This is a genomic window from Pseudoxanthomonas sp. 68-E7, from assembly GCF_057773145.1.
In genome coordinates this window covers 146,127-172,362 of sequence record NZ_JBYMTI010000006.1, presented here as the reverse complement: position 1 = coordinate 172,362, position 26,236 = coordinate 146,127, and the positions used below count along the sequence as shown (strand labels likewise).

The 26,236-nt window shown below is 67.6% G+C and carries 25 protein-coding genes; 12 read left to right on the top strand and 13 right to left on the bottom strand.

Going from position 1 to position 26,236, the window contains the following annotated elements; translation table 11 throughout:
- Positions 1-117: 117 nt before the first annotated feature.
- Positions 118-2,262 carry a TonB-dependent receptor gene (locus AC3DE2_RS15655; RefSeq protein WP_488426962.1) on the top strand — a complete coding sequence of 715 codons (2,145 nt, stop codon included), beginning with the start codon at positions 118-120 and terminating at the stop codon, positions 2,260-2,262.
- Positions 2,263-2,307: 45 nt separating this feature from the next.
- Complete coding sequence (locus AC3DE2_RS15650; RefSeq protein WP_295383214.1) at positions 2,308-4,452, top strand: prolyl oligopeptidase family serine peptidase; 2,145 nt, start codon at positions 2,308-2,310, stop codon at positions 4,450-4,452.
- Positions 4,453-4,558: 106 nt separating this feature from the next.
- Here AC3DE2_RS15650 and AC3DE2_RS15645 read toward each other — a convergent pair whose 3' ends face one another.
- From AC3DE2_RS15645 to dmeF, 3 genes are all read right to left on the bottom strand, one after another.
- Positions 4,559-5,470: a sensor domain-containing protein gene (locus AC3DE2_RS15645; RefSeq protein WP_488426961.1), complete on the bottom strand. Its 912-nt coding sequence runs from the start codon at positions 5,468-5,470 to the stop codon at positions 4,559-4,561.
- A complete protein-coding gene (locus AC3DE2_RS15640) occupies positions 5,467-5,832 on the bottom strand; it encodes a PadR family transcriptional regulator (protein ID WP_295383210.1) in 366 nt (121 codons plus the stop codon). The genes AC3DE2_RS15645 and AC3DE2_RS15640 overlap by 4 nt, the downstream gene beginning before the upstream one ends.
- 563 nt (positions 5,833-6,395) lie before the next feature.
- Positions 6,396-7,421: a CDF family Co(II)/Ni(II) efflux transporter DmeF gene (dmeF, locus tag AC3DE2_RS15635; protein WP_295383209.1), complete on the bottom strand. Its 1,026-nt coding sequence runs from the start codon at positions 7,419-7,421 to the stop codon at positions 6,396-6,398.
- A 62-nt stretch (positions 7,422-7,483) separates the two neighbouring features.
- On the opposite strand from dmeF, the gene AC3DE2_RS15630 reads away from it, so the two are divergent.
- From AC3DE2_RS15630 to AC3DE2_RS15605, 6 genes are all read left to right on the top strand, one after another.
- The gene (locus AC3DE2_RS15630; RefSeq protein ID WP_295383207.1) at positions 7,484-7,756 is read left to right on the top strand and encodes a metal/formaldehyde-sensitive transcriptional repressor; all 273 of its coding nucleotides are present in this window, start codon (positions 7,484-7,486) and stop codon (positions 7,754-7,756) included.
- 67 nt (positions 7,757-7,823) lie between these two features.
- The gene (locus tag AC3DE2_RS15625) at positions 7,824-8,735 is read left to right on the top strand and encodes a peptidylprolyl isomerase (RefSeq protein WP_295383205.1); all 912 of its coding nucleotides are present in this window, start codon (positions 7,824-7,826) and stop codon (positions 8,733-8,735) included.
- 214 nt (positions 8,736-8,949) lie between these two features.
- Positions 8,950-9,264: a metalloregulator ArsR/SmtB family transcription factor gene (locus AC3DE2_RS15620; protein WP_295383203.1), complete on the top strand. Its 315-nt coding sequence runs from the start codon at positions 8,950-8,952 to the stop codon at positions 9,262-9,264.
- Between the two features lie 40 nt (positions 9,265-9,304).
- Positions 9,305-10,714 carry a DUF2867 domain-containing protein gene (locus AC3DE2_RS15615; RefSeq protein WP_488426960.1) on the top strand — a complete coding sequence of 470 codons (1,410 nt, stop codon included), beginning with the start codon at positions 9,305-9,307 and terminating at the stop codon, positions 10,712-10,714.
- 215 nt (positions 10,715-10,929) lie between these two features.
- Positions 10,930-11,160: a hypothetical protein gene (locus AC3DE2_RS15610; protein ID WP_454570264.1), complete on the top strand. Its 231-nt coding sequence runs from the start codon at positions 10,930-10,932 to the stop codon at positions 11,158-11,160.
- 18 nt (positions 11,161-11,178) lie between these two features.
- A complete protein-coding gene (locus AC3DE2_RS15605) occupies positions 11,179-12,021 on the top strand; it encodes a hypothetical protein (RefSeq protein ID WP_488426959.1) in 843 nt (280 codons plus the stop codon).
- A 67-nt stretch (positions 12,022-12,088) separates the two neighbouring features.
- Here the strand turns inward: AC3DE2_RS15605 and AC3DE2_RS15600 are convergent, their stop codons facing one another.
- From AC3DE2_RS15600 to AC3DE2_RS15590, 3 genes are all read right to left on the bottom strand, one after another.
- On the bottom strand, positions 12,089-12,901 hold the full coding sequence (locus tag AC3DE2_RS15600) for an SGNH/GDSL hydrolase family protein (RefSeq protein ID WP_488426958.1): 813 nt from the start codon (positions 12,899-12,901) through the stop codon (positions 12,089-12,091).
- Between the two features lie 67 nt (positions 12,902-12,968).
- Complete coding sequence (locus AC3DE2_RS15595; RefSeq protein ID WP_488426957.1) at positions 12,969-13,211, bottom strand: cyclase; 243 nt, start codon at positions 13,209-13,211, stop codon at positions 12,969-12,971.
- On the bottom strand, positions 13,208-14,068 hold the full coding sequence (locus AC3DE2_RS15590) for a DMT family transporter (protein ID WP_295382723.1): 861 nt from the start codon (positions 14,066-14,068) through the stop codon (positions 13,208-13,210). Before AC3DE2_RS15590 ends, AC3DE2_RS15595 begins: the two co-directional genes overlap by 4 nt.
- Before the next feature lie 161 nt (positions 14,069-14,229).
- On the opposite strand from AC3DE2_RS15590, the gene AC3DE2_RS15585 reads away from it, so the two are divergent.
- On the top strand, positions 14,230-15,156 hold the full coding sequence (locus AC3DE2_RS15585; protein ID WP_488426956.1) for a LysR substrate-binding domain-containing protein: 927 nt from the start codon (positions 14,230-14,232) through the stop codon (positions 15,154-15,156).
- Between the two features lie 21 nt (positions 15,157-15,177).
- Here the strand turns inward: AC3DE2_RS15585 and AC3DE2_RS15580 are convergent, their stop codons facing one another.
- The 4 genes from AC3DE2_RS15580 to AC3DE2_RS15565 all read right to left on the bottom strand — a co-directional run bounded on the left by AC3DE2_RS15580 (position 15,178) and on the right by AC3DE2_RS15565 (position 19,822).
- Positions 15,178-17,574 (bottom strand): TonB-dependent receptor plug domain-containing protein, encoded by a 2,397-nt coding sequence (locus AC3DE2_RS15580; protein WP_488426955.1) that lies wholly within the window; start codon positions 17,572-17,574, stop codon positions 15,178-15,180.
- A 180-nt stretch (positions 17,575-17,754) separates the two neighbouring features.
- Positions 17,755-18,639, bottom strand: coding sequence for a DUF2785 domain-containing protein (locus tag AC3DE2_RS15575; RefSeq protein WP_488426954.1), 885 nt, complete (start codon positions 18,637-18,639; stop codon positions 17,755-17,757).
- 45 nt (positions 18,640-18,684) lie between these two features.
- On the bottom strand, positions 18,685-19,473 hold the full coding sequence (locus AC3DE2_RS15570) for a DUF4349 domain-containing protein (protein WP_488426953.1): 789 nt from the start codon (positions 19,471-19,473) through the stop codon (positions 18,685-18,687).
- Between the two features lies 1 nt (position 19,474).
- Entirely contained in the window at positions 19,475-19,822 is a 348-nt protein-coding gene (locus tag AC3DE2_RS15565) for a GFA family protein (RefSeq protein ID WP_488426952.1), read from the bottom strand.
- 122 nt (positions 19,823-19,944) lie between these two features.
- Between AC3DE2_RS15565 and AC3DE2_RS15560 the strand changes: the two genes are divergently transcribed.
- Positions 19,945-21,753: a DUF885 domain-containing protein gene (locus AC3DE2_RS15560; RefSeq protein ID WP_488426951.1), complete on the top strand. Its 1,809-nt coding sequence runs from the start codon at positions 19,945-19,947 to the stop codon at positions 21,751-21,753.
- Between the two features lie 140 nt (positions 21,754-21,893).
- Here AC3DE2_RS15560 and rraA read toward each other — a convergent pair whose 3' ends face one another.
- Positions 21,894-22,370, bottom strand: coding sequence for a ribonuclease E activity regulator RraA (gene rraA, locus AC3DE2_RS15555; RefSeq protein ID WP_488426950.1), 477 nt, complete (start codon positions 22,368-22,370; stop codon positions 21,894-21,896).
- Between the two features lie 19 nt (positions 22,371-22,389).
- Entirely contained in the window at positions 22,390-23,424 is a 1,035-nt protein-coding gene (locus tag AC3DE2_RS15550; protein WP_488426949.1) for a lipid A deacylase LpxR family protein, read from the bottom strand.
- Positions 23,425-23,567: 143 nt separating this feature from the next.
- Between AC3DE2_RS15550 and AC3DE2_RS15545 the strand changes: the two genes are divergently transcribed.
- A complete protein-coding gene (locus AC3DE2_RS15545; RefSeq protein ID WP_488426948.1) occupies positions 23,568-23,993 on the top strand; it encodes a VOC family protein in 426 nt (141 codons plus the stop codon).
- A 17-nt stretch (positions 23,994-24,010) separates the two neighbouring features.
- The gene (locus AC3DE2_RS15540) at positions 24,011-24,829 is read left to right on the top strand and encodes a DUF72 domain-containing protein (protein WP_488426947.1); all 819 of its coding nucleotides are present in this window, start codon (positions 24,011-24,013) and stop codon (positions 24,827-24,829) included.
- 42 nt (positions 24,830-24,871) lie between these two features.
- Here the strand turns inward: AC3DE2_RS15540 and AC3DE2_RS15535 are convergent, their stop codons facing one another.
- Positions 24,872-26,179: an MFS transporter gene (locus AC3DE2_RS15535; protein ID WP_488426946.1), complete on the bottom strand. Its 1,308-nt coding sequence runs from the start codon at positions 26,177-26,179 to the stop codon at positions 24,872-24,874.
- Positions 26,180-26,236 lie beyond the last annotated feature (57 nt).

Here is a 26,236-nt window from a genome sequence, read left to right as displayed (position 1 = left end):
TGCCGCGCCATTTCACTTTTGTTGCACCGGTTCGTCATGGCGTCGAGTGACCCGTGGGCACGAGGGGATATCCGTGCCTGCCGGCCTTCCGTTCGTCATCCCAACCGGAGTCCATCCATGTCGTCCATGAAGCCACGTGCCACGTCGCGCCACGCCTCTCCGATCCGAACCCACCTGGCCACCGCGATCCTGTTGTCGCTGATCGGTGCGCCCGTCCACGCCCAGCAGGCCAGCACCACCGCCTCGCCGGATGGCACGGCGTCCGCGCAGGCTTCCGACGCCGTCGACCTGGGCGCGGTCACGGTCACCGCGCGCAAACGCGACGAGCGCCAGATCGACGTTCCCATCGCCATCACCGCGGTGACCGGCGAGCAGATCGACGCGATGGGCCTGCGCAACGTGGTGGACGTCATCAACATCACGCCCGGCGCATCCTCGATCGATACCGGCGGCGCGTTCACCCAGGTGCAGATCCGCGGCGTCTCCAGTTCGCTGGGCGGCAACGATAACGGCTACTACGTGGATGAAACACCATTCACCGGCGTGACCGTTCCGTGGTATCCGGACGCGCGTTCCTTCGACATCGACCGGGTGGAAATCCTCAAGGGACCGCAGGGCACGCTGTTCGGCGAAGGCTCGATGGGCGGCACCGTGCGCATCCTCACCCGCAAGCCGGAATTCAACCGCTTCGGCGCGGGCGTGGAACTGGATGGCTCGCGCGTGAGCGGCGGCGGCGATGGCCGCGGCGCCAAGGCCTACGTCAATATTCCGCTGGTCGACGATCGCCTGGCCCTGCGCCTGGCCGTCACCGACGAACGCACCCCCGGCTGGATCGAGGACACCAACACCGGCGGCAAGAACGTCAACGACAACGACATCCGCACCTGGCGCGCCAAACTGCGCTTCGCGCCGACCGAGCGCTGGAACATCGATCTGGCCTACTGGAAGTACCGCTCCGATTCGGATGCCGCCAGCAACACCGCCTACGACGACGGCACCAACGACTCGTTCCTCGCCAGCCGCAACGAATGGGATTCGGCCAGCCTGACCAGCACGTACGATTTCGATGCCTCGCAGATCGTCTACACCTTCTCGGACGGCAACCTCAGCTATCCGCAGAGCGGTGAGCTGTCGGCGGGCATCCGGCTGGACGCGGCCATCGACATCGGCGTGCGCACCCACGAACTGCGCTGGGCCTCCACCGGCGAACACCGGCTGGACTGGACGGTCGGCTACTACCTGCGCAAGGCCGACCGCGCCGACGTGCTTGACATCCCCGGCATCCTGACCAGCAACTCGCGCCAGACCAACGACGCCCACGCCATCTTCGGCGAGGCCACGCTCAAGCTGCCCAACCCGGCCTGGGCCGTCACCGCCGGCCTGCGCTACTTCAAGGACAAGGTGGATGGGTCCGATGTCGCCTCCGACGGCAGCGTATCCACGCTGAACGCCACCTTCGACAGCTGGAACCCGCGCCTGAGCCTGTCCTACAAGCCGTCGGACAACACCACGTTCTATGCGTCCGCCGCGCGCGGCTTCCGCTCCGGCCAGCTGCAGCCGATCGGCTCCATCCAGTTGGCCGAACTCTATGGCGTCGAGCTGCCTTCGCAGATCTCGGCCGACTCGATCTGGACCTACGAACTCGGCGCCAAATCCGTGCTGGCCGATGGCAAGGTGCTGCTGGAAGGCGCGGTCTTCTACAGCGACTGGAAGGACGTGGCGGTGCGCGTGCCGATCACGCCGGAGATCAACGGCCTCGCCAACTCCGACGGCACCCGCAACAAGGGCGTGGAGCTGAGCGTGACCTACAACCCGATCCGCGCGCTGACCCTGGCCTTCAGTGGCAGCTGGATCGATGCGACCTACTCGGCCGACGTGCCCGGCACGCCGCTGCATCGTGGCACCGCGGTCTACAACGTGCCCAAGACCAGCCTGAATGCCTCCGCCGCGTATGCCTGGGACGTGGGCGCGAACCTGCGCGGCGTGATCTCGGCCAACGTGCACCACGACTCGGCCCGCGAAACCGCGTTGACCGCGGGCACGCCGGGCGACGCACTGACCCTGGCGGGCGCACGCATCGGCCTGGAGTCACCCGCGGGCTGGGGCGTGTACCTGTATGGCAACAACCTGACCGACGAGGACGGCGCGATCAACGCGCGCAGCGCGAGCCTGTACAACCCCGACGGCAGTCTGTTGCGGCTGGGATCGTCCAACCGTCCGCAGCCGCGCACCTTCGGCGTGCTGTTCCGCTACGACTACTGACGCGGCGCACTTCCCATCAACCACCAAGAATCGGAGATCCGATCCATGACGATCACGCAACGCATACTGCCCGCGCTCGCGCTCGGCCTTGCCCTCTCGCTGCCCGCGACATCCCGCGCCGCCGACGCCGACGCGCTGCAATGGCTGGAAGATCCGCACGGCGCCCAGGCGCTGGCCTGGGCCCGCCAGGCGACAGATCAGGCGCGTACCCGCCTGGGCGCGCTGCCCTCGCACGCCGCCGTCACCCGCGAACTGGGTTCGGCGCTGGCGCAGGCGCCGGCCGAACCGGACCAGTACCTGCTTGGCGAACGCGCGGTGCGCCTGTACCGCGATGCCGCCCATCCCTATGGCCTGCTGCAGACTTCCGCGCGCGACGCGCAGGGCGTGGCAACCCAATGGAAGACCGTGCTGGACGTGGCCGAGCTGCGCAAGCGCGAAGGCATTCCGTTCGAACTGCAGGTCTACAGCTTCGGTTCCAGTTGCCTGGCGCCGGAATACGCACGCTGCCTGTTGCGGCTCTCGCCCGGCGGCGGTGACGAAGTGGAGATCCGCGAGTTCGATCTCGCCACCGCGAGCTTCGTCGACGATGGTTTCCGGGTCGGCAAGTCGCGCGCGTTCGCGGAGTGGATGAGCGCGGATCAGGTGCTGGTCGGCCATACCCTGGGCGATCAGCCGAAGTCGCTGGCCGGCTGGCCGGCGGCGTTCGGCCTGTGGAAGCGCGGCCAGCCGCTGGCGGCGGTGAAGCCGGTGTTCCAGGGCAAGCCGGCCGACGCGATCGTGCAGGCCACCACGGTCGGCGACAGCGACGTGCAGGCGGTGTTGACCCGCGCGATCGATTACTCGACCTTCGAAATCAGCCTGGTCGACGCGAACGGCGCCGCCCGCACCCTGCCGCTGCCGCAGGCGATCAAGCCGTTCGGCGTGCTGGCGACCTCCGCGCGCCATGTGCTGGTTCAGCTTGCCAGGGACGCCACCATCGAAGGCCGGCCCTACCGTGCCGAGACCGTCATCGCCTTCGATGCGGATCCGGCCACGCCGGAAGGCAAGCGCGTATCGGCCGTCTATGTACCCGCGGCGGACGAATTCGTCGACGCGGGTTTCGGCGGACTGGCGGCCACGCGCGACGAAGTGTTCCTGATCGTCAACCAGCACCTGCGCCAGCATGTGATCGCCGCGCGCAGCGCAGGTGGCGATGGCCGCTGGACCACCCGCAAGGTCATGGATGTCGCCGCCGGCGACACGGTGACCTTGCGCGCCGATGAGCGCGACCGCCGCGAACTGGCGGTCTCGGTGGCCGGCTTCGTCACTCCGCGCAGCCAGTACCTGCTCCGCGACGACGAGCCGCAGCGCCTGCTGGCGCAGGATCCCGTGCTGATGGACGGCGCCGGTTTCGTCACAGAAATCGGTTCGGCGACCTCACGCGACGGAACGTCGGTCGACTACTTCCTGCTGAAGCCGCGCCATCCCAAGCCCGGTCCGCAGCCCCTGTTGATGACCGGCTACGGCGCCTTCGGCATCTCGGTGCGGCCCGGCTACTTCGACGCCACCGTGGGCGGCCCGGCATTGAAGCTGTGGCTGGAGCGTGGCGGCTCGCTGGCGATTCCGGCGATGCGCGGCGGCGGCGAGCGCGGCGCGGCCTGGCACATGGCGGCCATCCGCGAGAAGCGGCAGAACTCGTACGATGACTTCATCGCGGTCACCGAACATCTGATCCGCAGCGGCTTCACCGCGCCGGATCGGATCGGCATCTTCGGCATGTCCAATGGCGGCCTGCTCACCGCGACGCTGGGCACCCAGCGTCCGGATCTGTTCGCGGCGGTGGTCAGCGACGTGCCCCTGACCGATCTGGTGCGGATGCGCCACATGGGCATGGGCGCGGCATGGATGAACGAGTACGGCGATCCCGACGTGCCGGCGCAACTGGCCGCGATGCTCAAATATTCGCCGTACCAGAATGTCCGCCAGGGCACGCGCTATCCGCCGTTCCTGGTGACCATCTCGACCGAGGACAACCGCGTCGGCCCCGGCCACGCGCGCAAGCTCGCCCATCGGCTCGCGGACGCGGGCGCCACGACCTACTTCTACGAGGACGAGGAAGGCGGCCATGGCGTCAGCGACGCCCTGCGCAACCCGGAACTGATGGCGCTGCGGATGAGTTTCCTGATCGATCGTCTGATGCCCGCGAACTGACGCCGGGCACCGCGTTCGCCCGAAGGAAAAACCTTCATCCGAAAGAAAGAAGGGGCCCGCATCCTGCGGGCCCCTTCCTGCGTTCTCCGGCATCATGACGCCATCGTCACACCACCGGCGTGCGCACCAGCAACTGCTTGGCCAGCCAGCCGTGCACCTTGCCGACGCCGCGCGCCAGGTGCAGGGTGGCGAACAGCAGCAGCACCCCGGACACGCAGACGAAAGGCAGCAGCCAGGGCGCGTCGTAAGCCAGGTTCCAGTCGTCGAACCAGATGCCGGCATGCGGCAGCAGCAGCGCCAGCGGCGCGGCGGCCAGGCCCAGCGACAGGCTCAGCAGGGTCACCGCCACGCTGAAGTACAGGACGCCCAGCGGCTGCATCAGCAGGAAGTACAGCATTGCCGTCCAGGTGCCGCCGTCGGTGAACATCTCCTTGATCCGGGTCAGCCAGGGCTTGTCGCGCTGCGTGTACAGCGGCCGCCTCGGCATGCGTTCGCCCAGCAGGGCTTCGACGATGCGGCCTTCCACCAGCGACAGCACCCGCACCGAGGCCAGGAACAGCATCAGCAACGGGATGCCGATGATCAGGATCAGCAGGCCGACCGACAGGCTGGCGCCGGTGACCACCCAGGTGAAGTAGAAAACGCCGGTCGCCAGCGACAGCAGCATGTAGAACAGCGCGCCATAGGTGCGCGGATCCGCGGCCACGCCGAAGAAGCGCCCAATCGCCGAGCGGCGCTTGGGCGGCGCGGGCGGCTTGAGCGCGCGGGCCACCGTCACTTCGGTCTCGCGGTAGATGTCGGCGACCTCCTCCGGCGCGCCGTAGCTGCCGGCCACCGAGGCGATCACCTCGGCTTCGCTCTTGCCGGCCTGTTCGGCCAGCTCCGAGCGCAGGTATTCCTCGGCGTCGTACAACGCGTCCTGGACCAGCGCCGGATCCGCGCCGGCCAGCGCGGCCCGCAACTGCTCCAGGTATTCGGGAATGGAGGTGGGAAGACGCGGCGTGGTAGTGGTGTTCATGCGGTTATCCCCGACAGGACGGAATCGACGGAATCACGGGTGGCGCGCCAGGCGACCGCCCAGCTCTGCAGGGTCTCCCGCCCTGCCTCGGTGATGCGGTAATAGCGACGCGGCGGACCGGCGATCGAAGGCTCGACGAAACTGTCGAGCAGGCCGGCGCCCTCCAGGTTGCGCAGCACCGGGTACAGCGCACTCTGCTTGCCGCTGAGCACGCCGTCGCCGACCCGCTCGAGCTGCTTGGCGATGAGGTAGCCGTACATCGGTTCGCCGGCCTGGGCCAGCACCGCCAGCAGGGCGAGCGACACCGTACCGGCGCTCAGCTCCTTCTGGAACTTCTTCAGGTAGGCATCGGCTTCGACCATGGCGGTCTCCAGGTGACTAGCGTGGAGACGATGCTATTGCGAAGTTGACTATAGCGAATGTGCTGTTAGTCATTGGGCCGGATGGCGGGATTCGTGCAGCCCTGGGGGCTTCCGCCCTACCGCATTTCAGCTCCCGCGCCGCCACTCCCGCCCGCAGGCGCGGCAGACGCTGGTCCGGCTGCCCCTGCGGCCCATCCTCTCCGCCCCCAGCAGTCCGCCGCAGGGACACAGCAGTCCGACCGCCTGGCGGCGTCTCCAGAGACGGCGCGTCGCGCCTATCCCGAGCAGGCAGGCCAGGGCGAACAGGAGACAGGGCGCCCAATCGACGGGCGCGCCCGCGCGCATTGGCCCCTGCAGCGCAGGCACCCTCAGCGAAGCCAGGAACGCCGTCGCCAGCGTCAGCGCGGTAGGCAGGTAGGCCCGCGCCGCGCTCCAGTCCCATCGTTGCATCCCTCGCTCTCCGTTCCCGAACCGGATGCCGATTCTCCGGGGGCGCGTCGCGCGGACTGAGATCGCGGCTAGCCTTCCCTTCCGCCGCCGCGCCGACGCGGGTGTGGCGCCGGTCAGCCGAGCGGATGCACCTCGACCGTGACGTGCACCAGTTCCTCGTGCACCTGCAGGGCCTGCCGATAGTGATCGGGCGAACGCGGCAACGCGGCGACGAGGCTCAGCACGCAGGCGTACTTGCCGCGCCCGACCCGCCAGACGTGCAGATCGGCGATTTCGGTGTCCGGCTCGGCGGCGATCACCTCATGGATTTCCGCCACCACCGGCGCATCCATCTCCGCGTCCAGCAGGACGCGTCCACTGGCCCGCAGCAATCCCCACGCCCAGGTCAGCACCAGCACCGAGCCGATCAGGCCCATCGCCGAATCCATCCAGCGCGCGCCCCAGATCCAGCCGGCGATGAGCGCGACGATCGCCAGTACCGAGGTGGCGGCATCGGCGATGACATGCAGGTAGGCGGCCCGCAGGTTGAGATCCCGATGATGGTCGTGGTGGCCGTGGTGCGCATGGCCATCACCGGCATGATCAGCGTGGGGGTGATCGTGCGCGTGGCCATGACCATCACTGTGGCCGTGGCCGTGATGGTGGTGATCGTGATGGCCATGCCCGTGATGCGCGTGCCCGTGCCCGTCCTTCAGCCACCAGGCGCAGAGCAGGTTCACGCCCAGACCGACCACTGCGATGACGATGGCCTCGCGATAGTGGATCGCCACCGGATGGATCAACCGTTCGACCGACTGGAAGGCCATCAGCGCGGCCACGCCGAGCAGCAGGATCGCGCTGGTGTAGCCGCCCAGCACCTCCACCTTCCAGGTGCCGAATGCGAAGCGCCGATCGCGCGCATGGCGGCGCGCGAACCGGTAGGCGAACACCGACAGGCCCAGCGCCAGCGCATGCGAACTCATGTGCCAGCCATCGGCCAGCAGCGCCATCGAGTTGAAGTACCAGCCGCCGGCGATCTCGACGACCATCATCGCCGCGGTCAGCAGTACCGCGCGGCGGGTGTTGCGCTCGGCCAGCGGGTTGCCGTCGTCGAAGACATGGTCGTGGCGGCGGGAGGCGGCGGCGGCGAGGAGCGACATGGCAGCGGAAAAGGCCTTGGGAGATGCTCGCATTCTATACCCCCCAGGGGTATAGTCGCGACATGTCGCATATCAGCCGTGAACGCAGCCGCCTGCAGACCCGCGTCCGTCGCCTCAAGGGACAGGTCGAGGCGCTGGACCGCGCCATCGCCGAGAGTACCGACTGCCTGGCGGTGCTGACCCAGGCCGCCGCCGTGCGTGGTGCGGCGCAGTCGCTGATGCTTGCCCTGCTTGACGATCACCTGCGCGAACACCTGGTCGCCGAGGACGACGCCGATGCCCGCCAGGCCGAAGGCGAAGCGCTGGCCGGCATGCTGCGCAGCTACTTCAAGTAGGGTCCCACGCCGCCGGACCGCGGCTGTGCGTAGAATCCGGACATCCCAACACCGGAACGCATCGCCCATGTCCCTGCGCACCACCCTGCTCGCCTCCGCCGTGGCGCTGGCCGCCGCACTGCCGCTGTCGGCGGCCGAACCGGCCAAGTACCGCAGCGCCCAGGAGATCCTCGATGCCTCGCCGGCCGGCGACTGGCGCACGCTGGATCCGGCCAACACCCTTTACATGGAACTGGAAGCCGGCCGGGTGATCATCGAGCTGGCGCCCGCCTTCGCACCCGAGCATGTCGGCAACATCCGCACGCTGGCCCACGAGGGTTTCTGGAACGGTCTCAACATCTACCGCTCGCAGGACAACTGGGTGGTGCAGTTCGGCGATCCCACCGAGGACGAAGCCAAGCGCAAGTCGATCGGCACCGCCAAGGCCAGGCTGCCGGCGGAGTTCGAGCGCAAGGCCGAAGGACTGCGCTTCGATCGCCTGCCCGACACCGACGGCTGGGCGCCGCAGGTCGGTTTCGTCGACGGCTTCCAGGCCGGCCGCGATCCGGCCTCCGGCCAGGCGTGGATGGCGCATTGCTACGGCACCCTCGGCGCCGGTCGCGACACCGCGCCGGACAGCAGCAACGCCACCGAACTGTACGTGGTGATCGGCCAGTCGCCGCGCCAGCTGGATCGCAACATCACCGTGGTCGGCCGGGTGGTGAAAGGCATGGAGCTGCTGAGCGTGATCAAGCGCGGGCCGGATCCGATGGGCATGTACGACAAGCCCGCCGACTACACGCCGATCAAGGCGATCCGCCTGGCCAGCGACGTGCCGGAAGCCGAGCGCACCCCGCTGCAGCTGCTGCGCACCGATTCGAAGACCTTCGCCGACGCCACCGAGGCCCGCCGCAACCGCCGCGATGGCTGGTACGTGCGTCCGGCCGGCCATATCGATCTGTGCAACGTGCCGCTGCCGGTGCGGGTGCCCAAGGGCTGAAGAAGCGGGCGGGTTCCGGCCCGCCCGCGTTCGCCGTCCGACCCCTTCCCGCTTCGGGAGAGGGGTTTTCTTTTCCGCGCTCGGGGGCGGTTTCGCTGCACGGGCGATGCCGGCGATGAACCGCGCCCGTGCCGATGGACGGTCACGGGCGCCGCTTGACAGCGTCATCCGGCCCACCCAATATTTAACCAATACGTTAATTGGTTAAATTGTTATGGCCGTCGACCGCATCTTCGAAGCCCTGGCTTCCCGCCCCCGGCGGGAAATCCTCGCCTACCTGTCCGCGCAGGAGCTGACCGCCGGCGAGATCGGCGAGCGCTTCGAGATGAGCGCACCGGCGATCTCGCGGCATCTGTCGGTGCTGGAAAACGCCGGCCTGGTCAGCAGCGAGCGGCGCGGACAGTTCATCGTCTACCGGCTGGTGCCGGACAGCCTGGTCAACACCCTCACCGGATTCGCCTTCGAGATCTGCCCCACCGCCGGGCCGTTGAAGCGCGAGGCGCGCAAGCGCGCTGCCAAGCCCGGCTGAGCTTTCCGTTTTCCCGCCGCCACCGACAAGGATTCCCACGATGGCCAGCACCGCCGAAACCGTCGCCACCTTTCCCCAGGCCCGCATCCGGTCGCACGCCGGTGGATTGCCGGTGGAAGTCTTCCTGATCGCACAGCTTGGCCACGGCGCGGGCGACCGCATGTTCGCCGACGCCGCCGCCCGCCAGCGCGCGCACCCGGACTTCATCGACGAACTCGACGAACCCTCGGCCAAACTGGCCGGCACCGACTTCGACCAGGGCGACGCCACCGCGCTCTACACCTTCGCGGTGGGTCCGCAGGGTCATCCGTTCCATCGCCACGCCGGCCATCGCGTGTTCACCGCGGTCACCGGCAGCGGTGGCGCGCTGCTGCGCTTCTCCACCGCCTCGGACGCGCAGATCGCCGCCGACCCGCGCAGCTTCCTCGACGCCCTGCATCACATCCGCCTGCCGCCGGACAGTCTGTTCACCGTCCGCTTCGGCGACGGCGCCTGGCATCAGTTCGTCGCGCCCCGCCCCGGCTCGCGGCATCCGGTGTTCTTCGCGCTGTCCTGTCATACCGACGAACTGGGTGGCCCGTTGCCGGCATCCGAGCGTGCACGCGTGCTTCGCGGCGAGGCCAACCTGGCCTCGCTGACCGAACTGCTGCCGGAGCCGGTGCGCATGCTGCTGGAAAACCAGCCGCCGGACGCCACTGCCATTCCCACCGTCACGCTGGCGTTCGATGCCGCACCGGGCAGCACCCGGCAACGGCTGTGCGCAGGGGTGCGCGGCCCGCTGGGCCGGCTGCGTGGCGCGATTTCCGGTTGGCGGCGTTCATCGGGCTTCATCGCTGGCCGCGTCGCGCGCGTCGCCGCACTGGCCGAACCACCGCCGCGCTCCCTGCTGCGTGGCGAACTCACGCGGGATTTCCATCACCAGGACACCTTCGTGCTCAGTGTGCGAGGCCAGGGTTTCCACGGCCAGCGCGCCTCGCAGGTCCTGGCCGATGTGCTCGATGGTTTCCTGCAGCACCGCCCCGCCGGGGTGAGCGCGCTGATGGAACTGCGCAATCTGCTGGTGAGGCCGCTGAGGCTGCGCACCTCGCCGCTGGGCTGCCCGGTGTCGTCACTGCTGTCCCCGCAACGCGATCATCTGTTCCTGGACCGCTTCCCGGTACTGGCGCAGCAGATCGGCGACGGCGATCGCCATGCGCAAGTCGTGCTGGGCGCCGACGATCGCCATCTGGTGTTCCGCTCCTGCGTCGGCGTCGAAATCGTGTCCGGCGATCGCATCGACATCAGCCTGGGCACCCGCGTGCGATGCAGCAACGTATTCGGGCACGCCTACCTGGCCTTGATCGATCGCGTCCACCGCACCTACGTGGCGCCGGCCATGCTGCGCGCGGCGGTGGAGAAGGCCGCCGAACGCAGCAACACCCTGATCGCCAGCGACGGTCTGTTTGCCTGAGGCGAACCGCGGCGTGTCCAACCACTGAGCAGCCATCCGCTGTACGGGCAGTTTCATCATTGTCGAGTGGTGCGGTTCGCAGCTGGGTGGCCTTCCCACTTCTCAAACAACGACATGACGGACCATATCCCCGACATTCAAAAGACATTGATTCTCATTTACATTTGAGCTTTACTCGCTTCGTTGAAAGATTCGTGCTCCTCCGGATAGGGGTCATGCGAAAGATCAAAGGTGGTTACGCCCTGGCCCTTCTGTCGGACTTGGCAGCCTTGGCGTTGCTATGCGCATCCTTGGTGACGAGCGATCTACTTGCTGTTTACTGCGCTTCCATATCGATGCTGCTTTCCTTGATCGCCATCGGCATGTCGCGAGGGATTTTGCGACTCATGGGCCTCTTGCTCGCTGCTATGGCGCTGATGCGCGCACTCGTTCATTTCGTCAACTAACAAATAGAAGGTGAATCCATGCCACGAGTCATCAGCATCGCCACTGGCCTGCTCGCTCTCTTTGCTTGCTTGTCATCTGCCAAAGCGCAAAGCTTGTACGCAATCCCCTGCGAAGGGTGTTCCCTCCAAGAGATGAGAAAAGCTGCTGCTGCGGAGATTGATTTTGGAGGAATCATTGTCTTCAGTCTTTCTACCGGCGACATAGAGAACGTCATAATTACGCCTACAGGAAGAGTCCACCAAGGCCGCATAACAGATGAAATGGCTGCGTATTTCACAGAGCTTGTTTGGCTCTACAGAAACAACGGAAACTCACTCATATTCAGCTATTCACTCCCCTCATCAGCCGACGCAATCAGGCGCGGCGTGGCGTCAGCGGCAGGCAAAGAACTTCCAATGAGTGCCTATGATGCCCTTGGCAACTCAAGCAGAATGAACAACCTGCTCGACCATATGCACAGTCGCTACCCTTCCATAATCGCAGGTGCAAACAGCGTATTCCGCGTTTTCAATCCTGTGACATGGCTAAATTCGCATGCGGCTTCCGTCCGCGTGGAAGTTCGATTCCCTGACGGAACTAGGCTGGAAGTCGTTTACAGCTACGAAAAAAATAAGTGGGAAAGAGTTCCCAACAGCGCAAAGGATGCGCACAACAACTCAATCCCTGAGACGCGAGAGGAATTCGCGGAGGGAGGGTACCAAGAGTATGAATTCCGCGGGCACCCGGATACCGACCTGATCAGCTTCATAAACTGGGCGACGAGACACGGAATCACGATAACAGGCCCCATGATGGACAGGGTCATCGCCTGCACAAGCGTCGAAGGCCACATTCGTTGCAGTTCGTTCCGAAAATGGTGATCTCGAGGAGGTCAGCCTGTTGTGGTGACGGAAAGTTCACCCGTCAACCTTCTTCCATTGATCGCTCTCATTCTGACCTTTCTTCCATCGCCAACGCCTGCTCGATGGCATGCCGCGCCAGCGGGGCCATCACCGCGTAGCCGGCCGGCGTGGGATGCACGCCGTCCGCCGCCAGGCGCGCGTCCAGCCCACCCTCGGCGTTACCCATGGCGCCGTGGTAGTCGAGATAGACCGCGCCGCTGTCGCGCGCGTAGTCGCGCAGCCATGCGTTCAGTTGGCGCACCTTTTCGGCCGGATGCAGGCCCGGTCGCCACGGGTATTCGCTGACCGGCAGCACCGAGGCCAGCACCACGCGGATACCGTTGGCGCGGGCCAGTTCGGCCATCGAGCGCAGGTTGTCCTCGATCATGTCCAGCGTGGCCGGACCGGTGTTGCCGGCGATGTCGTTGGTGCCGGCGAGGATGACGACGGCAGCCGGCTTCAGATCGATCACGTCCTGGCGGAAGCGCAGCAGCATCTGCGCGGTGGTCTGCCCGGAGATGCCGCGATTGACGTAGGGCTTGCCGGGAAAGAACACGGTGCCGTCCACGCGCCCCCAGCCGTCGGTGATCGAGTCGCCGTAGAACACCACTCGCCGTTCGCCGGACGCCGGCGGCGGCAGTGCCGCGTTGTCCTCCCGGTAGCGCGCCAGTTGCGGCCAGTCGACCAGGCGCTGCTGAAGCGAGGCGATCTGTTCCGGATTCAGCGATGCGGGCGACGCCACGAACAGCGGATCGACCGCCCGCGCCGTTGTCTCTTTCCCGTCCTGCGCGTCCGCCGGCGCCTGCACCAGAAAAGCGAGCGCGAGTGCCGTCCATCCCCCAGCCAGCCAACGTTTCATCGCACGTCCCGGAAACCGAACCTGGCGGCAGTGTACGTCGGCCTGGCGAAGACCGTCAGGCCCGTCGTCAGGCGTCGCCTTCGGGGCGCTTATGGGCTTCGTGGATGATGCGCTTGTTGCGGATGCGCACCGCGCCGACCATCAACAGGCGCAGATCACGCACGATGTAGTCGGCCAATGCGCTGTTCGCGATGTCGTCGCCGTGCAAGTCCAGGCGGAAGTCCTGTCCCTGCAGCCCGCCGCCGTTGCTGAAGTCGATCTCGAAATCGAACACGACCCGCTTCTGTTCCGTCCTTGCCGTCGTGCTCATGGCTTCGGCGCCCGCTGGCTGAAGGCCACGCTGCCCAGGATCAGCAGGCCGGCGGCCAGCATCGCCGGGGTCACCGGTTCGCCGAGGAACAGCCAGGCGAAGGCCGCGCCGAACAACGGCACCAGATAGGTGACGGTGGCCGCGCGGGCGGCGCCGATGCGCTGGATCAACCGGTAGTACAGCAGGAAGGCATAGCCGGTGCAGAGCACGCCGATCGCGATCGCGCTGCCCCAGGCCAGCGGCGAAATCGCGCCGGTGGGCCAGTGGGTGGCGGCGAACGGCGCCAGCAGCAGCGCCGAGCAACCCAGGGTGGCGGCGGCCGCGGCGGCTGGCGGTATGCCGCCCAGGTGGCGGCGGACCAGGTTGACGCCCACGCCATACAGCAGCGCGGCGGTCGAACCGGCGATCACCGCCATGCCGACGCTGATGCCACCGGCCTTGCTGGTCGCCAGCAGCACCACGCCACCGAATCCGACCAGCAGCGCGATGGCGCGGCGGGTGCCGATCTTTTCGCCGAAGAACAGGAAGCCGATCAAGGCGGCGAACAGCACCGTCATCGCATTGCAGATCGCGCCGATGGCGGCTGGCGAGCGCTGCGCCGCCCACGCGAACAGCAGGAATGGAATGGCCGAGTTGATCAACCCGATGATCGCCAGCTTGGGCCACATCGCCCGGGTGAACACCGCGCGGTCGCGCCACAGGAACGGCAGCAGGACCAGCGCGCCCAGCGTCAGCCGGATATCGACCAGGGCGAACGCGCCGAACGGCTCGGCCGCGATGCGCATGAACAGGAACGAGCTGCCCCAGATGGCGCCCAGCACCAGCAGTTCGAGGGGAGTTCGCCAGTCCCGTGTCATGTCCGTCGCTCCCAGGGAGCCCGTCTTGCCCGCATCCGCCATCGCGCCATTGCCCGCCATCACCGTGCACCTTTTTTGTGTCTCGGCCATTCTGGCGCGCCCGGCATGGGCCGCAAGCGCATATTATGCGGGCGAGCCACAAATCTGGTTGATGCCTTCCCATGAACCTGCGCCCTGCCCTGCTGCCCGCCCTGGGCGTGTTCGCCGCCGCCGCCCGGCACCAGAATTTCGCCCACGCCGCCGAGGAGCTTCACCTCACCGCCAGCGCGGTCAGCCACCACATCCGCAAGCTGGAATCGCTGCTGGGCGTGGCCCTGTTCCAGCGCCATGCGCGCGGGGTCAAGCTGACCCAGGAAGGCCGGCAACTGGCCGACGCCGCCACCACCGCGCTGACCGACATCGAAAGCGTGGCCGCCAATCTGCGCCACACCGACGGCGTCTCGGTGCTGCGGGTGACCACGCTCCATTCGCTGGCCTATTGCTGGCTGGTCCCGCGGCTGCCGCGCTTCACCGCCCTGCATCCCCACATCCGCCTGCAATTGGATACCGGAATCGCCCTGACCCGTTTCGACGAAGGCGGCCCCGACCTGGGCATCCGCCACGGTCCGGGCCAGTGGCCCGGCCTGAGCGCCTACCACCTGATGGACGACGAATTGTTCCCGGTGGCCTCGCCGGGACTACCGGGCGTCGAGGCGGTCAAGACGCCACGCGACATCGCGCGGCTGCCGCTGGTCACCGATCTGGCCCTGCAGGGCTGGCGCGACTGGTTCCGCGCCGCCGGCGTGCGCGGCCTGCGCCTGCCGGAAATGCACAGCTTCAGCGACAGCACCGACGTGATGCGCGCCAGCGTCTACGGCGTGGGCGCGGCGCTGGCGCGCAAGGTGATCGCGCAGCCGTACCTGCAGCGCTACGAACTCGTGCGCCTGCCCGGTCCGTCGTTGAAAGCGCGCTTCGCCTACTACGTGGTGCATCCCTCGCACCGCGCTCCGCGCCCGGCGGCGCTGGCCTTCATCGATTGGCTGAAGGCCGAGGCGGACGACGAGCGCACGCCACTGCCGCCGATTCCGGCGGATCTGCTGGGCCGCTGAGCGGCGCCCCCCGGCGCCGGATCAGAACCGGTACCAGAAGCGGGCGAAGTACGATGCGCCGTTGAGGCCGAACTGTACGCTCTCGTAAATGTGGCCGTTGTCGGTTTCGTTGGGATCCTGCCGGGTCGGGAACACGTCCAGCAGGTTCGCCCCACCTATCGTCAGCTTGGCGTTGTCGGTGAAGCTGTAGGTGATGCTGAGGTCGGCCGAGGTCTTGGCCTTGTAGTGCTGATCGGGCACCGGCGGGCCGGAGAAGGTGCCCAGGGTCTGCGAGCCGAAGTGGATGATCTTCAGGCCGAAGTCCCAGCGGTCCAGCGCGTAGTCCAGGCCAAGCACGGCCTTGTTGCGCGGCGCGCCATTTTCCACGAACAGGCGATCCCGCGGCGACAGCAGCACGTCCTCGCGTCCGGCCAGCGCGGGCGGCGTATGCACCTGGGTGACCTCGGTCTTGCTGTAGTTGGCCGCCAGGTAGGTGTTCAGCTTGCCCGCGCCGGCCTGCATGTCCCACGACAGGGTCAGGTCCACACCGGTGGTGCGGGTGTCCACCGAGTTGAAGAAGAACCGCGCCAGGCCCACGTCCAACGCCTCCAGCGCCGCGCCGATGACGGGATCGCTGGTGTCGAACTCGCCGCTCAGCACCACCCGGTCGTCGATCTCGATGCGGTAGGCATCCAGGGTCAGCGATACCGCCGTCGTCGGTGACCAGGTGAAGCCCAGGGTGGCGCCACGCGAGGTTTCCTCCTTGAGCGCGGGAATGCCGGCCAGGTTGGCGAGCGCGCCGCCGTTGGGCGCAATCACCACGTCCACCGGTTCGCCGCTGATGAAGTCGGTGATGGTGGAAGAGAAATACTTCTGCTGCAGCGACGGCGCGCGGAAGCCGGTGCTCACCGATCCGCGCAGCAGGAAGCTGTCGCTGACCCGGAACGCCGCCGCCAGCTTGCCGTTGAGGGTGTTGCCGAAATCGCTGTAGTCCTCGTAGCGTGCCGCCAGGCCCAGCATGAACCGCTCGGTAAAGTCGATTTCCACGTCGGCGTACGCGGCCCAGCTGTCGCGATGCTTGTCGGTCACGTCGCTGGGCTGGAAGCCGGGGAAACCCTGGCTGCCCGGGTTGCCGCCTTCGCCGGCGCCGTCCACGTCCAGGTAGGAACCGGGCTCGCCCGCGCGGATGCGGTAGTCCTCGCGCCGGTGCTCGGCGCCGAAGGCCAGGTTCAATCCGTGCAGCACCGTGTCGAAATAGCGCGACACATCGGCGTTGATGGTCTTCTGCTTGAACGAGAAGCCGCCGGCGTCGAAGCGGCTGGGGCTGATGCCCGCACCGCCGTTGATCAGATCCAGGTTGGCGATGGAGGCATTGAGGGTGTGATCGATGGTGTAGCGCAGCTCGTTGTAACCATAGGTATGCGAGACATCCCAGTGCCACTGGCCAAGGTCGCCACGCAGGCCGGCGATGCTGTAACGATCCTGCAGGTCGCCGTTGATGAAGGGCACGAAGCCGTCCGGATACATCGCCGCCGAGTTGCGCGAGGGAATGTCCTCCGAGCCGATGCCCTCGCGCGCGAAGGCCGCCGAGGACGCATCGCGATCCTGCATGCCGGCGGTGAAGTAGAACTCGGCCGAATCGGTCAGCGGCAGATCGCCGTTGAGATAGAGGGTTTTGTTCTTGACCCGGCTGTCGCCGATGATGCGCAGCGGGTTCTCGGCGGTGGCGCGGTTGGAACGATCGCGGTCCTGCCATTCGCCGGTCACCGCGAAGTGGCCGCCGTTGGACAGTGCCAGCCCGCAATAAGCCGAGGCGATCCAGTTCTCGCCATCGCCGCGCGAATACTGGCCCCAGCCGGCGATCGCCTCGCAACCCGGGCGCCGCTTCAACGCGATGTTCATCACCCCGGCGATCGCGTCGGATCCGTACTGCGCGGCCGCGCCATCACGCAGCACTTCCACCCGATCGATGGCCAGCATCGGCAGCGAGTTCAGATCCGTGCCGGTGTTGCCGCGATCGCGCGCGCCGTAGATGTTCACCAGCGACACCGTGTGCCGCCGTTTTCCGTTCACCAGCACCAGGGTCTGGTCGGATCCAAGTCCCCGCAACGCGGCACCGTCGATCAGGTCGGCGCCATCGGCACCGGTCTGTCGCGTCGATATCAGCGAAGGCGCGGTGTATTGCAGGGTCTGGGCGAGATCGAACTGCGCGCCCTGCTCGGCCGCCTGCGCCATCGGAATCACGTCCACCGGCACCGGCGACTGCGTGTCCGAACTGCGCGCGACCCGGCGCGAACCGAGCACCGTCACCTGATCCAGGGTGGTCGCCTGCGCCTGCCCGCTGTCCGGCGGTGCCTGCTCCTGCGCCGCCACGCCTTGCGTGGTCGCCATCCATGCCAGGGAACAACACACGCAGAAGGACAGACGGTTCCGTTGCATAGGCGATCCCCGGTGGGCGAATGGAAACGCGCGGCGCGCGTCGCCCGAATCTACGCCCGGGTCCACCTGGCCGAACAGGGACAAAACCGTTTACAGCGCGCGAACGTAACCCGCGCTACCGCGACGGCAGCGTCGCGCTCACATCACGAGCGCGAACTGCTTGGCGAACTCACGCGGCCTTCACGGCACCGCCTTGATCCCCGCCACCACCGCCGGCTTGAGCGCCTGCACTTTCGGATCGGCGGACTGATCCGCCTCCAGGTAGAGGCTGCCGAGGAAGGCGATCAGATCGTGGCGTCGCGCCAGCCAGGCGACGTCGCGATAGGCCTGGTCCTGGTTGCCCAGGCGCTGCGGCAGGCCGGTGAACCAGGCCTGCCATTCCGCGTCGTCGAGCACCCCGCGGCGGGCGATGAAGATGATCGGCCGGGCCAGCCGGCCGGGTTCGCCGAACACATAGGCATGCGCCTGCTCGGGCACGATCTGGAGCGTGAGCGCGGCCAGGATCTGCTCGACCTGCTCGCGGTTCACCTGCTCGTTGGACGCCAGCTGCAGCAACCAGTCGGCACCGTGCGCGACGCCATGGCGCCAGCCTTCCTTCGCATCGTAGCCACGATAGTCGTTCACCGACGCCAGATAACGGGTGGCGCGCTTGACCATGTCGACGCGCTCGTCCGCGCTCAGCCAGGGCTGCAGGCGATCGGTGCGCGCGACTTCGGACAGCATCAGCGCCGCGAACGGATGGGTGAAACCCCCGGGGTCCTTGCCATCCAGTTGCGCGTACAGCCGCTCCAGCAGTTGTCGGCGCACCGGTTCGGCCAACTGGTCGCCGCGCAGCCAGGCGGTGATGCCCTCGTAGGCGATGCCGTCGCGGATCTCCGGATCCGGATCCGACAGGCAATCGACCAGGCCAAGCGCCAACGCATCGCGCGCGGCGGTGTCCTCCACCGCGAACTTCTGCTCCTTCAGCAACCGCAGCGAGGCCGCATCCGTCCCCTCCGGCGGACAACCGGCCCAGGCCGGGGCGGACATGAGGAAAGCTGCCGTCAACGCGATGCGATGCCACATGTCCGGTTTCTCCGTGAAAGATTGAAAGGCGAAGCAATGGCCCGATCAGGCTTTCCTGCGCCGCCAGCGGCGCACCAGCGCGATCACCACCCACAGCACCAGTCCGACCGGGATCAGGAACGCCACCGCGCGGATCGTCCAGGCCGTGCCGGTGGACAGGGTGGCGGTGAAATCGCGCAGGGCCTGGCGGATCTCGCCGCGCCCGCTCTGTCCGCCGGGCGGGACGAACTGGAGGGTGACGCGCTGGGTATCGATGCGATGCCGGTGTTGGGCACCTTCCTGCTGCGCCGCCTGCAACTGCGCCTCGACCTGCGCCAATTGCTGCGACAGCGCGATCATGTCGGCCACCGCCAGATCGCGGCGCTGCTGGAATTCCAGCAGGCGATCACGCTCGCGGGTGAGCCGGTCCTGCAACAGGCTGTTGTCGCCGACCGCCTGGGCCAGATCCTCGGCCCGGGTATTGCGGCTGCCAATGTCCGCGCCTTTCGCCGCCTGCGCGATGAAAGGCTCCACGCCATCCGGCACGATGCGCACGGTCAGGCTGGCGCGCGGATAGTCGCCGCCCTGCTGGCTGACCGCCAGCACGCTGCACGCGCCGAACTTGCCAGTACCGCAGGCCTGCTGGCTGGCTTTGAGGCGATCGGGAATCGCGCTGGCCCCCAGCACGATCTCCACGTCGTGTTCGTAGGCCAGTTGGCCTCCGGCCGGGTTCCGCACCGAATCCGCGGCGACGGCGACGGCGCCGCCGCCCTCGTGCCGGGCGCAGCCCGCCGCGACCAGCAACACCAGCGCCACGATGGCGCCCACACGCCATGTTCCCTGTTTCCGGGTCATGTCAGAAGCTCGCCCCGTCGATGGGCACCACCTTCAGCGCCGCCAGATCCACGTCGGGCAGGCAGCGCACATTGACCGCGATCATCGGCCCGCTCTTCGGGTTGTCGCCCTCGCCATAAACCGCGATGCCGCAGTTCGCGCAGAAGTGGTGCTGGATGGCGTGCTTGTTGAAGGTGTAGGTGCCCACGTCCTGTTCCGCGCTGGCCAGCTGGAACGCCGAGCGCGGCCCGAACCAAAGCAGGCCGCCGCGCCGACGGCACATCGAACAGTTGCAGTCGTAGACCTCGGCGATGTCGCCTTCCACCTCGAAGGCGATGCGGCCGCAATGGCAACTTCCCTGGTGCTTCATCTTTCGTTCGCTCCTGCTTCGACCGTAGAAGGGGACAAGGGTAATCGAATGGCAGATGCGGCGGGACGTTCCAGCCGCTAATGTGTCGGGTCAATCCTTTGTGCACTGCCGCGAGAATTTCGATGCGCCCTAGCCTGCTTGCCCTTGCCCTCCTGACCAGCCTGGCCGCCTGCCAGAAGACCGACGCGCCCGCCCCCGGCGAGGCGACGCCCGCGGCCGCCACCGCTTCCGACGCACAGGCCGACGCCCGTTTCGCCGATCTGTCCAAGCGCGCGCTCGAGGGCTGGCTGCAACTGTCGCCGGTCAGCGCCACCCAGATCGGCGAGCACCGCTATGACGGCGAGATCGATGATCTCAGCGCCGAGGGCCGGCGGAAGAGCCTGGACTTCAGCCGCAAGATGCTGGCCGAACTGGCCGCGATGGATGTCTCCAAGCTGTCCCGCGAGAACCAGGTGGATGCCGCCATCCTGCGCAATCAGCTGGAGTACGACGCCTGGGGCAACGAGACCCTGCAAGCCTGGGCCTGGGATCCGCAGGTCTATAGCGGCCTGGCCGGAGGCGCGCTCTACAACCTGATGGCGCGCGAGTTCGCGCCGCTCCCGGATCGCCTGAAGTCCGCGATCACCCGCATGGAGAAGATCCCTACCCTGCTGGCACAGGCGCGCGCCAACCTGGATCCGGCGCGGGTGCCGAAGATCCACGCCGAGACGGTGGCCAAGCAGAACGCCGGCATCCTCAGCATCGTCGACAGCTTCATCACCCCGCATGCGAAGGAACTGCCCGAGGCCGACCAGCAGCGCCTGGCCGCCGCCACCGAGACGCTGAAGAAGGCGGTCGAGGAACACCAGCAGTGGCTGGACAAGACCCTGGTGCCCAACGCCAGGGGCGACTTCCGGGTCGGCGAGAAGATCTACGACCAGAAGCTCAAGTTCGCCCTGCTGTCCTCGCTGTCGCGCGCGGACATCAAGCAGCGCGCCGAGGGTGAGCTCAAGCGCGTGCGCGGCGAGATGTACGCCATCGCGCAGCAGGTGCTGAAGGACAAGCCGAACGCACCGTCGCTCACCGACAACCCGGGCGACGAACAGCAGCAGAAGGCGATCGAGGCAGCGCTGGAACTGGCCTATGCCGAGCGTCCGGCGCGCGACAAGGTCGTGCCCGACGCGGAGGCCGCACTGAAGTCGGCCACCGATTTCGTCCGCGCCAAGGATCTGGTGACCCTGCCCGACGCGCCGGTCGATATCATCCCGATGCCGGAGTTCCAGCGCGGCGTGGCGGTGGCGTACTGCGATTCGCCCGGTCCGCTGGACAAGAACCTCAAGACCTTCTACGCGATCTCGCCGATTCCGGAAGACTGGAGCCAGGCCCAGGTCGATTCGTTCCTGCGCGAATACAACAGCCGGATGATCCACCTGCTGAGCATCCACGAAGGCACGCCGGGCCACTACCTGGAAGGCTGGCACTCGGCCAAGTTCCCCTCGACCCTGCGCGCGGTGCTGCGCTCGGGCCTGTTCGCCGAGGGCTGGGCGGTCTACACCGAGCGGATGATGGCCGACGCCGGTTACCTGGACAATGATCCGCTGTTCCGCCTGGTGCAGCTGAAGTTCTACCTGCGCACCATCGGCAACGCCATCCTCGATCAAGGCGTGCACGTGGACGGCTGGAGCCGCGAGCAGGCGATGGACCTGATGGTCCGCCAGACCTTCCAGCAGGAGCGCGAGGCCGCCGGCAAGTGGACCCGCGCGCAGCTCAGCTCGGCGCAGCTGCCGACCTACTTCGTCGGCGCGCAGGAACACTTCGATCTGCGCAAGGCGATGGAGGCCAAGCTGGGCGACAAGTTCAACGCCAAGGCCTACCACGATCAGGTGCTGTCCTACGGCGCGCCGCCGGTGCGCTTCGTGCGCGAACTGATGCTGGACGAACCGATCCAGTGATCGATACCGGGCGGGAGGGATTTTCCCTCCCGCTTTCCTCCCTCGGCAGGAGTGACGTAAGTCGCGACCGCGTCGTCTGGGGTCAACCAGGGATGATGGTCGCGACTCACGTCGCTCCTACAGGGAATCAGGCAGGTTTTTCAGATCAGCGGATGCGCGCTGACGATCACGTCATTGGCATCCGCGTACAGCCAATGGCCGGGATGGAAATCGACACCGGCGAAACGCACCGGCACCTCCACCTCGCCCAGGCCACGCTTCTCGGTCTTCATGGGATGCGCGGCCAGCGCCTGCACGCCCAGATCCAGTTGCGCCAGCACCTCGACGTCGCGCACCGCGCCATGGATCAGGAAGCCCGCCCAGCCGTTGCGCGCCGCGTTGGCGGCGATCTGATCGCCCAGCAGCGCACGACGCAGCGAGCCGCCGCCGTCCACCACCATCACCCGGCCCAGGCCGGGCGTGCCGGCCAGTTCGCGCACCCGTGAGTTGTCTTCATGGCAGCGTACCGTCGCGATGGCGCCGTGGAAGGCCACCCGCCCGCCGAACCCGCGGAACCGCGGTTCGGCGACCCGCACGTCGGGATGGGCATCGCAGAGATCCGGTGTGGTCCAGTCCATCGCTGCCTCCGGGCGCCGCTCAGAAGGTGCGGCTGATGGTGAAGCTGCCAAACACCGGGCGTTCCTTCTGCCCATCGAACTCGCGGGTGCTGTGGTAGCGCGCCAGCGCGAACTTCCAGCGTCCGTACATGAAGGCCAGGCCGTAGCCGTATTCGCCCACGAACGCCCGCTTGTCCACGCTGTGGCTGCTCTTGAAGGTGTTGCCGTCCAGGGTGATGTCGCGCAGCACCCAGCGCGCGTCGGTGGTCAGGAACATGTGGAAGCCCAGCACGTCCGGCGGGATCCGGCTGCCGGTGGGCGCGGTGTTCTCGCCGGCGGGGCGCAGCGGCGTGCTGCCGAAATCGTTGGGCAGGTAGCGGCCGAAGCGCAGTTCGCCGCCGACGTTGGCGTAGGTGGTCAGGGTGCCCAGGGTGCCGCCGTAGTGGCTGACCGCGTCCCAGCTCCAGATGCCCTCCTGCTCGGGCGCGAACCGGCGCATGCGTTCGTGCACGATGCGGAACACCGGCTCGTCGCGCAGCTGGTTGTCCCAACCCTCGAACTTCTCGCCGCCGGTGATCTTGTGGACCTCGTTCTGCACCTGCTTGCCGAGCGCGGACGGCCCGACGATGCCGAACTGCAACTGGGTGGTGCGCAGATGGTCCCCGTTGCGGGCGTTGTAGCCCAGGCTCGCCAGCAGCACCCCGGCATACGGCCGGTCGTCGGGAATCACGTCGCGGCGGGCCGAATCGGTCGGGGTGAAGATGCCATGGGCGAAGCTGACCACCATGTTCTGCTGGTCGAAGCCTTCCGGGGTCACCGCTTCCAAGTGGCGGTTGATCCAGCGCGCCAGCCGCGGCAGGCAGGGATCGCCGGTGTAGTCCTTGAGGTTGGGCGACACCAGCGTGAGCATCACGCCGTTGCTGTAGCCCTGGTCCTGCTGGCCGAACAGATCGTTGTCGACCCGGAAGTTGACCGTGGGGGGAAGATCGGTGGATTCATTGCAATAGTCGCGGGCGGCGGCGGGGAAGCTGCACAGGGCCAGCGCGGCCAGCAGGAGGGTTCCTGTCGAGCGCATGGGAAGTTCCGGTACGGGAGGGAGACCGGGCGATGGGTGGGGGCGTCCGGGACGGCGACACGATAACGCAAAGTGAACACGTTCACAGGGTGGTCCGCGGCACGGACTATCCTGCCGGTCGCCACTTGTCCCGGAGATCCCGCATGAGCCTGGCTGCCGCCACCACCGCCACCCTCATCCCCTGCCTGCGCTACCGTAACGCGCGGGCGGCCATCGACTGGCTGTGCGAGGCGTTCGGCTTCGAGCGCCAGGCCGTCTACGCCGACGGCGACACGGTCCACCACGCCCAGCTGACCTTCGGCAACGGCATGATCATGCTGGGGTCCACGTCCGGCGGCGGCGAATGGGGCCGGCAAATCGCCCAGCCCGACGAGACCGGCGGCCGCGAGACCCAGAGTCCCTGCGTGATCGTCAGCAACGCCGATGCCCATTACGCTCGCGCCAGGGCGGCCGGCGCCGAGATCGTCATCGAGCTGGCGGACCAGGACTATGGCGGGCGCGGCTATGCATGCAGGGATCCGGAGGGTCACCTGTGGTGGTTCGGCAGCTATGATCCCTGGAAGACCTGACCGGACCCGCCGCCCGCATGAGTGATCTGTTCTCCGGCGCCACGCGCGCGCATGACGCCATCCGGGTCGGCATTGGTGGCTGGGTGTTCGCGCCCTGGCGCAGCAATTTCTATCCGGCCGGGCTGGTCCAGCGGCGCGAGCTGGAGTACGCCAGCCGCCACGTCACCGCCATCGAGATCAACGGCACCTACTACGGCGCCCAGCAGCCGGCCACCTACGCCAAATGGCGCGACGAGGCGCCGGACGGCTTCCTGTTCTCCGCCAAGGCGCCCAAGCGGATCGTGCAATCGCGGGCACTGGCGAAAACCCGCGTGCAGGTGGAGGACTTCATCGGCGGGATCGTCGAGCTCGGCGACAAGCTCGGTCCGCTGGTGTGGCAATTCGAGGCCGGACGCAAGCTCGATGCCGACGACTTCGCCGCGTTCCTGAACCTGCTGCCGCGCGAGGCCGGCGGCCGGCGCCTGCGCCACGTGCTGGACGTGCGCGATCCGGCCTTCATCACCCCGGATTTCCTCGCCCTCGCCCGCCGCCACGGGATGGCGACCGTATTCACCGATTCACCGGACTATCCGCGCTTCGCCGATCTCACCGCCGACTTCGTCTACGCGCGCCTGATGGGTACCCGCAGCGAGATTCCGCAGGGCTATCCGGATGCGGAACTGGATGCATGGGCCGAGCGCGCCCGGCAATGGGCGGCCGGCGGCGATCCGGCCGAGCTGCCGCACGTGGAGGGCCCCCGTCCGGGCAACACGCCGCGCGACGTGTTCGTCTACTTCATCAGCGCGGCCAAGGAGCGCAATCCGGCCGCGGCCATGGCGCTGATCAACCGGCTGTAGCAGCGACGTCAGTCGCGAGCGGAAACCCGGCCGGGTCGCGACTCACGTCGCTCCTACCGGGGCGGCCGTTCCGCGCCGCATCGACAGCAGCGCCACCAGTACCCCGATGCCGCAGGCGAACGCCACGTAGTGCGCCGGGGCGGTCTTGCCCAGGTGGGTGGATAGATAGGCGACCAGCGGCGGCGTGAGCGCACCGAACAGCGCATAGGCGACGTTGTAGGAGAACGAGACGCCGGAAAACCGCACTGCGGGCGGGAACGCCGCGATCATCAGCGCCGGCACCGCGCCGACCACGCCGATGCAGAAGCCGACCACCGCGTAGCGGGCGATGAAACCGGAGGCGTCGCCGGCGGCCAGCGGCAGGTACAGCGCGTACATCGCCACCAGCAGCGCCAGCGAGCCGACCAGCAGGGTCGCGGCCACGCCGAAGCGGTCCACCGCCCAGCCCGCCGCCAGACAGCCGAAGATCAGCGCGGCGGTCGCCACGCTCCCGCCCTGGAACGCCAGCGCCGGCGGCAGGCCGAACAGGGACTGCACCAGGTTCGGCGTGAGCAGCACGCCGACCACGATCGCGGCGGTCAGCAGCCACGACGCCAGCATCGAACGCAGTACCGCGCCGGCGTGCCCGGCCAGCGCCTGCCGCACCGGCAGGCCTTCCGCCAGTTGCCGTTTCACGCGCATTTCCACGAACACCGGCGTCTCCTGCAGCCAGCGGCGCAGGAACACCGCGAACAGCCCGAACGCACCGCCCAGCAGGAATGGCAATCGCCAGCCGCCGCCCACGACCTGGGCCGGCGTCAGCGCGGTGTTGATCCAGGCCGCCAGCAGCGAGCCGATCAGGATGCCGGCGGTAAGCCCCGCGGTCAGGCTGGCGCAGGCGAAACCGACGTGTCGCGCCGGTACGTGCTCGGCCACGAACACCCAGGCGCCGGGCACCTCGCCACCCACCGCGATGCCCTGGACGATGCGCAGCAGCAGCAACCCCAGCGGCGCGAGCAGGCCGATCTGCGCGTAGGTCGGCAGCAGGCCGATCAGCAGGGTCGGCACCGCCATCAGCAGCACGCTGAGGGTGAACATGCGCTTGCGTCCCCCGCGGTCGCCGAAGTGCGCCATCACGATCCCGCCCAGCGGCCGCGCCAGATAGCCGGCGGCGAAGATGCCGTAGACCTGCAACTGCGCCAGCCACGGCTCGGTTCCAGGCGGGAAGAACAACCGGCCGAGGGTGGCGGTGAAGAACACGAACACCACGAAATCGTAGAACTCCAGCGCCCCGCCCAGCGCGGCCAGACCGAGGGTCTTGGCGTCCTGGCGGTTGAAGGGTCGGTGATGCTGTCCTTCGAGGGAGGTCATGCGCGGATCCGGTTCGCCGAGGGCGCTGAACATGGCACGCGCGCCGGGCCTTCGTCC

Excerpts from the sequence above, each read along its gene's own strand:
- AC3DE2_RS15560 (WP_488426951.1), top strand. The coding sequence starts at position 19,945 with ATGCGCCCTAGCCTGCTTGCCCTTGCCCTCCTGACCAGCCTGGCCGCC.
- AC3DE2_RS15610 (WP_454570264.1), top strand. The coding sequence starts at position 10,930 with ATGCGAAAGATCAAAGGTGGTTACGCCCTGGCCCTTCTGTCGGACTTG.
- AC3DE2_RS15595 (WP_488426957.1), bottom strand. The coding sequence starts at position 13,211 with ATGAGCACGACGGCAAGGACGGAACAGAAGCGGGTCGTGTTCGATTTC.
- AC3DE2_RS15550 (WP_488426949.1), bottom strand. The coding sequence starts at position 23,424 with ATGCGCTCGACAGGAACCCTCCTGCTGGCCGCGCTGGCCCTGTGCAGC.
- dmeF (WP_295383209.1), bottom strand. The coding sequence starts at position 7,421 with ATGTCGCTCCTCGCCGCCGCCGCCTCCCGCCGCCACGACCATGTCTTC.
- AC3DE2_RS15620 (WP_295383203.1), top strand. The coding sequence starts at position 8,950 with ATGGCCGTCGACCGCATCTTCGAAGCCCTGGCTTCCCGCCCCCGGCGG.
- AC3DE2_RS15600 (WP_488426958.1), bottom strand. The coding sequence starts at position 12,901 with ATGAAACGTTGGCTGGCTGGGGGATGGACGGCACTCGCGCTCGCTTTT.
- AC3DE2_RS15585 (WP_488426956.1), top strand. The coding sequence starts at position 14,230 with ATGAACCTGCGCCCTGCCCTGCTGCCCGCCCTGGGCGTGTTCGCCGCC.
- AC3DE2_RS15565 (WP_488426952.1), bottom strand. The coding sequence starts at position 19,822 with ATGAAGCACCAGGGAAGTTGCCATTGCGGCCGCATCGCCTTCGAGGTG.
- AC3DE2_RS15615 (WP_488426960.1), top strand. The coding sequence starts at position 9,305 with ATGGCCAGCACCGCCGAAACCGTCGCCACCTTTCCCCAGGCCCGCATC.
- AC3DE2_RS15575 (WP_488426954.1), bottom strand. The coding sequence starts at position 18,639 with ATGTGGCATCGCATCGCGTTGACGGCAGCTTTCCTCATGTCCGCCCCG.
- AC3DE2_RS15655 (WP_488426962.1), top strand. The coding sequence starts at position 118 with ATGTCGTCCATGAAGCCACGTGCCACGTCGCGCCACGCCTCTCCGATC.
- AC3DE2_RS15590 (WP_295382723.1), bottom strand. The coding sequence starts at position 14,068 with ATGACACGGGACTGGCGAACTCCCCTCGAACTGCTGGTGCTGGGCGCC.
- AC3DE2_RS15605 (WP_488426959.1), top strand. The coding sequence starts at position 11,179 with ATGCCACGAGTCATCAGCATCGCCACTGGCCTGCTCGCTCTCTTTGCT.
- AC3DE2_RS15650 (WP_295383214.1), top strand. The coding sequence starts at position 2,308 with ATGACGATCACGCAACGCATACTGCCCGCGCTCGCGCTCGGCCTTGCC.
- rraA (WP_488426950.1), bottom strand. The coding sequence starts at position 22,370 with ATGGACTGGACCACACCGGATCTCTGCGATGCCCATCCCGACGTGCGG.
- AC3DE2_RS15545 (WP_488426948.1), top strand. The coding sequence starts at position 23,568 with ATGAGCCTGGCTGCCGCCACCACCGCCACCCTCATCCCCTGCCTGCGC.
- AC3DE2_RS15540 (WP_488426947.1), top strand. The coding sequence starts at position 24,011 with ATGAGTGATCTGTTCTCCGGCGCCACGCGCGCGCATGACGCCATCCGG.
- AC3DE2_RS15580 (WP_488426955.1), bottom strand. The coding sequence starts at position 17,574 with ATGCAACGGAACCGTCTGTCCTTCTGCGTGTGTTGTTCCCTGGCATGG.
- AC3DE2_RS15535 (WP_488426946.1), bottom strand. The coding sequence starts at position 26,179 with ATGACCTCCCTCGAAGGACAGCATCACCGACCCTTCAACCGCCAGGAC.
- AC3DE2_RS15630 (WP_295383207.1), top strand. The coding sequence starts at position 7,484 with ATGTCGCATATCAGCCGTGAACGCAGCCGCCTGCAGACCCGCGTCCGT.
- AC3DE2_RS15625 (WP_295383205.1), top strand. The coding sequence starts at position 7,824 with ATGTCCCTGCGCACCACCCTGCTCGCCTCCGCCGTGGCGCTGGCCGCC.
- AC3DE2_RS15570 (WP_488426953.1), bottom strand. The coding sequence starts at position 19,473 with ATGACCCGGAAACAGGGAACATGGCGTGTGGGCGCCATCGTGGCGCTG.
- AC3DE2_RS15640 (WP_295383210.1), bottom strand. The coding sequence starts at position 5,832 with ATGGTCGAAGCCGATGCCTACCTGAAGAAGTTCCAGAAGGAGCTGAGC.
- AC3DE2_RS15645 (WP_488426961.1), bottom strand. The coding sequence starts at position 5,470 with ATGAACACCACTACCACGCCGCGTCTTCCCACCTCCATTCCCGAATAC.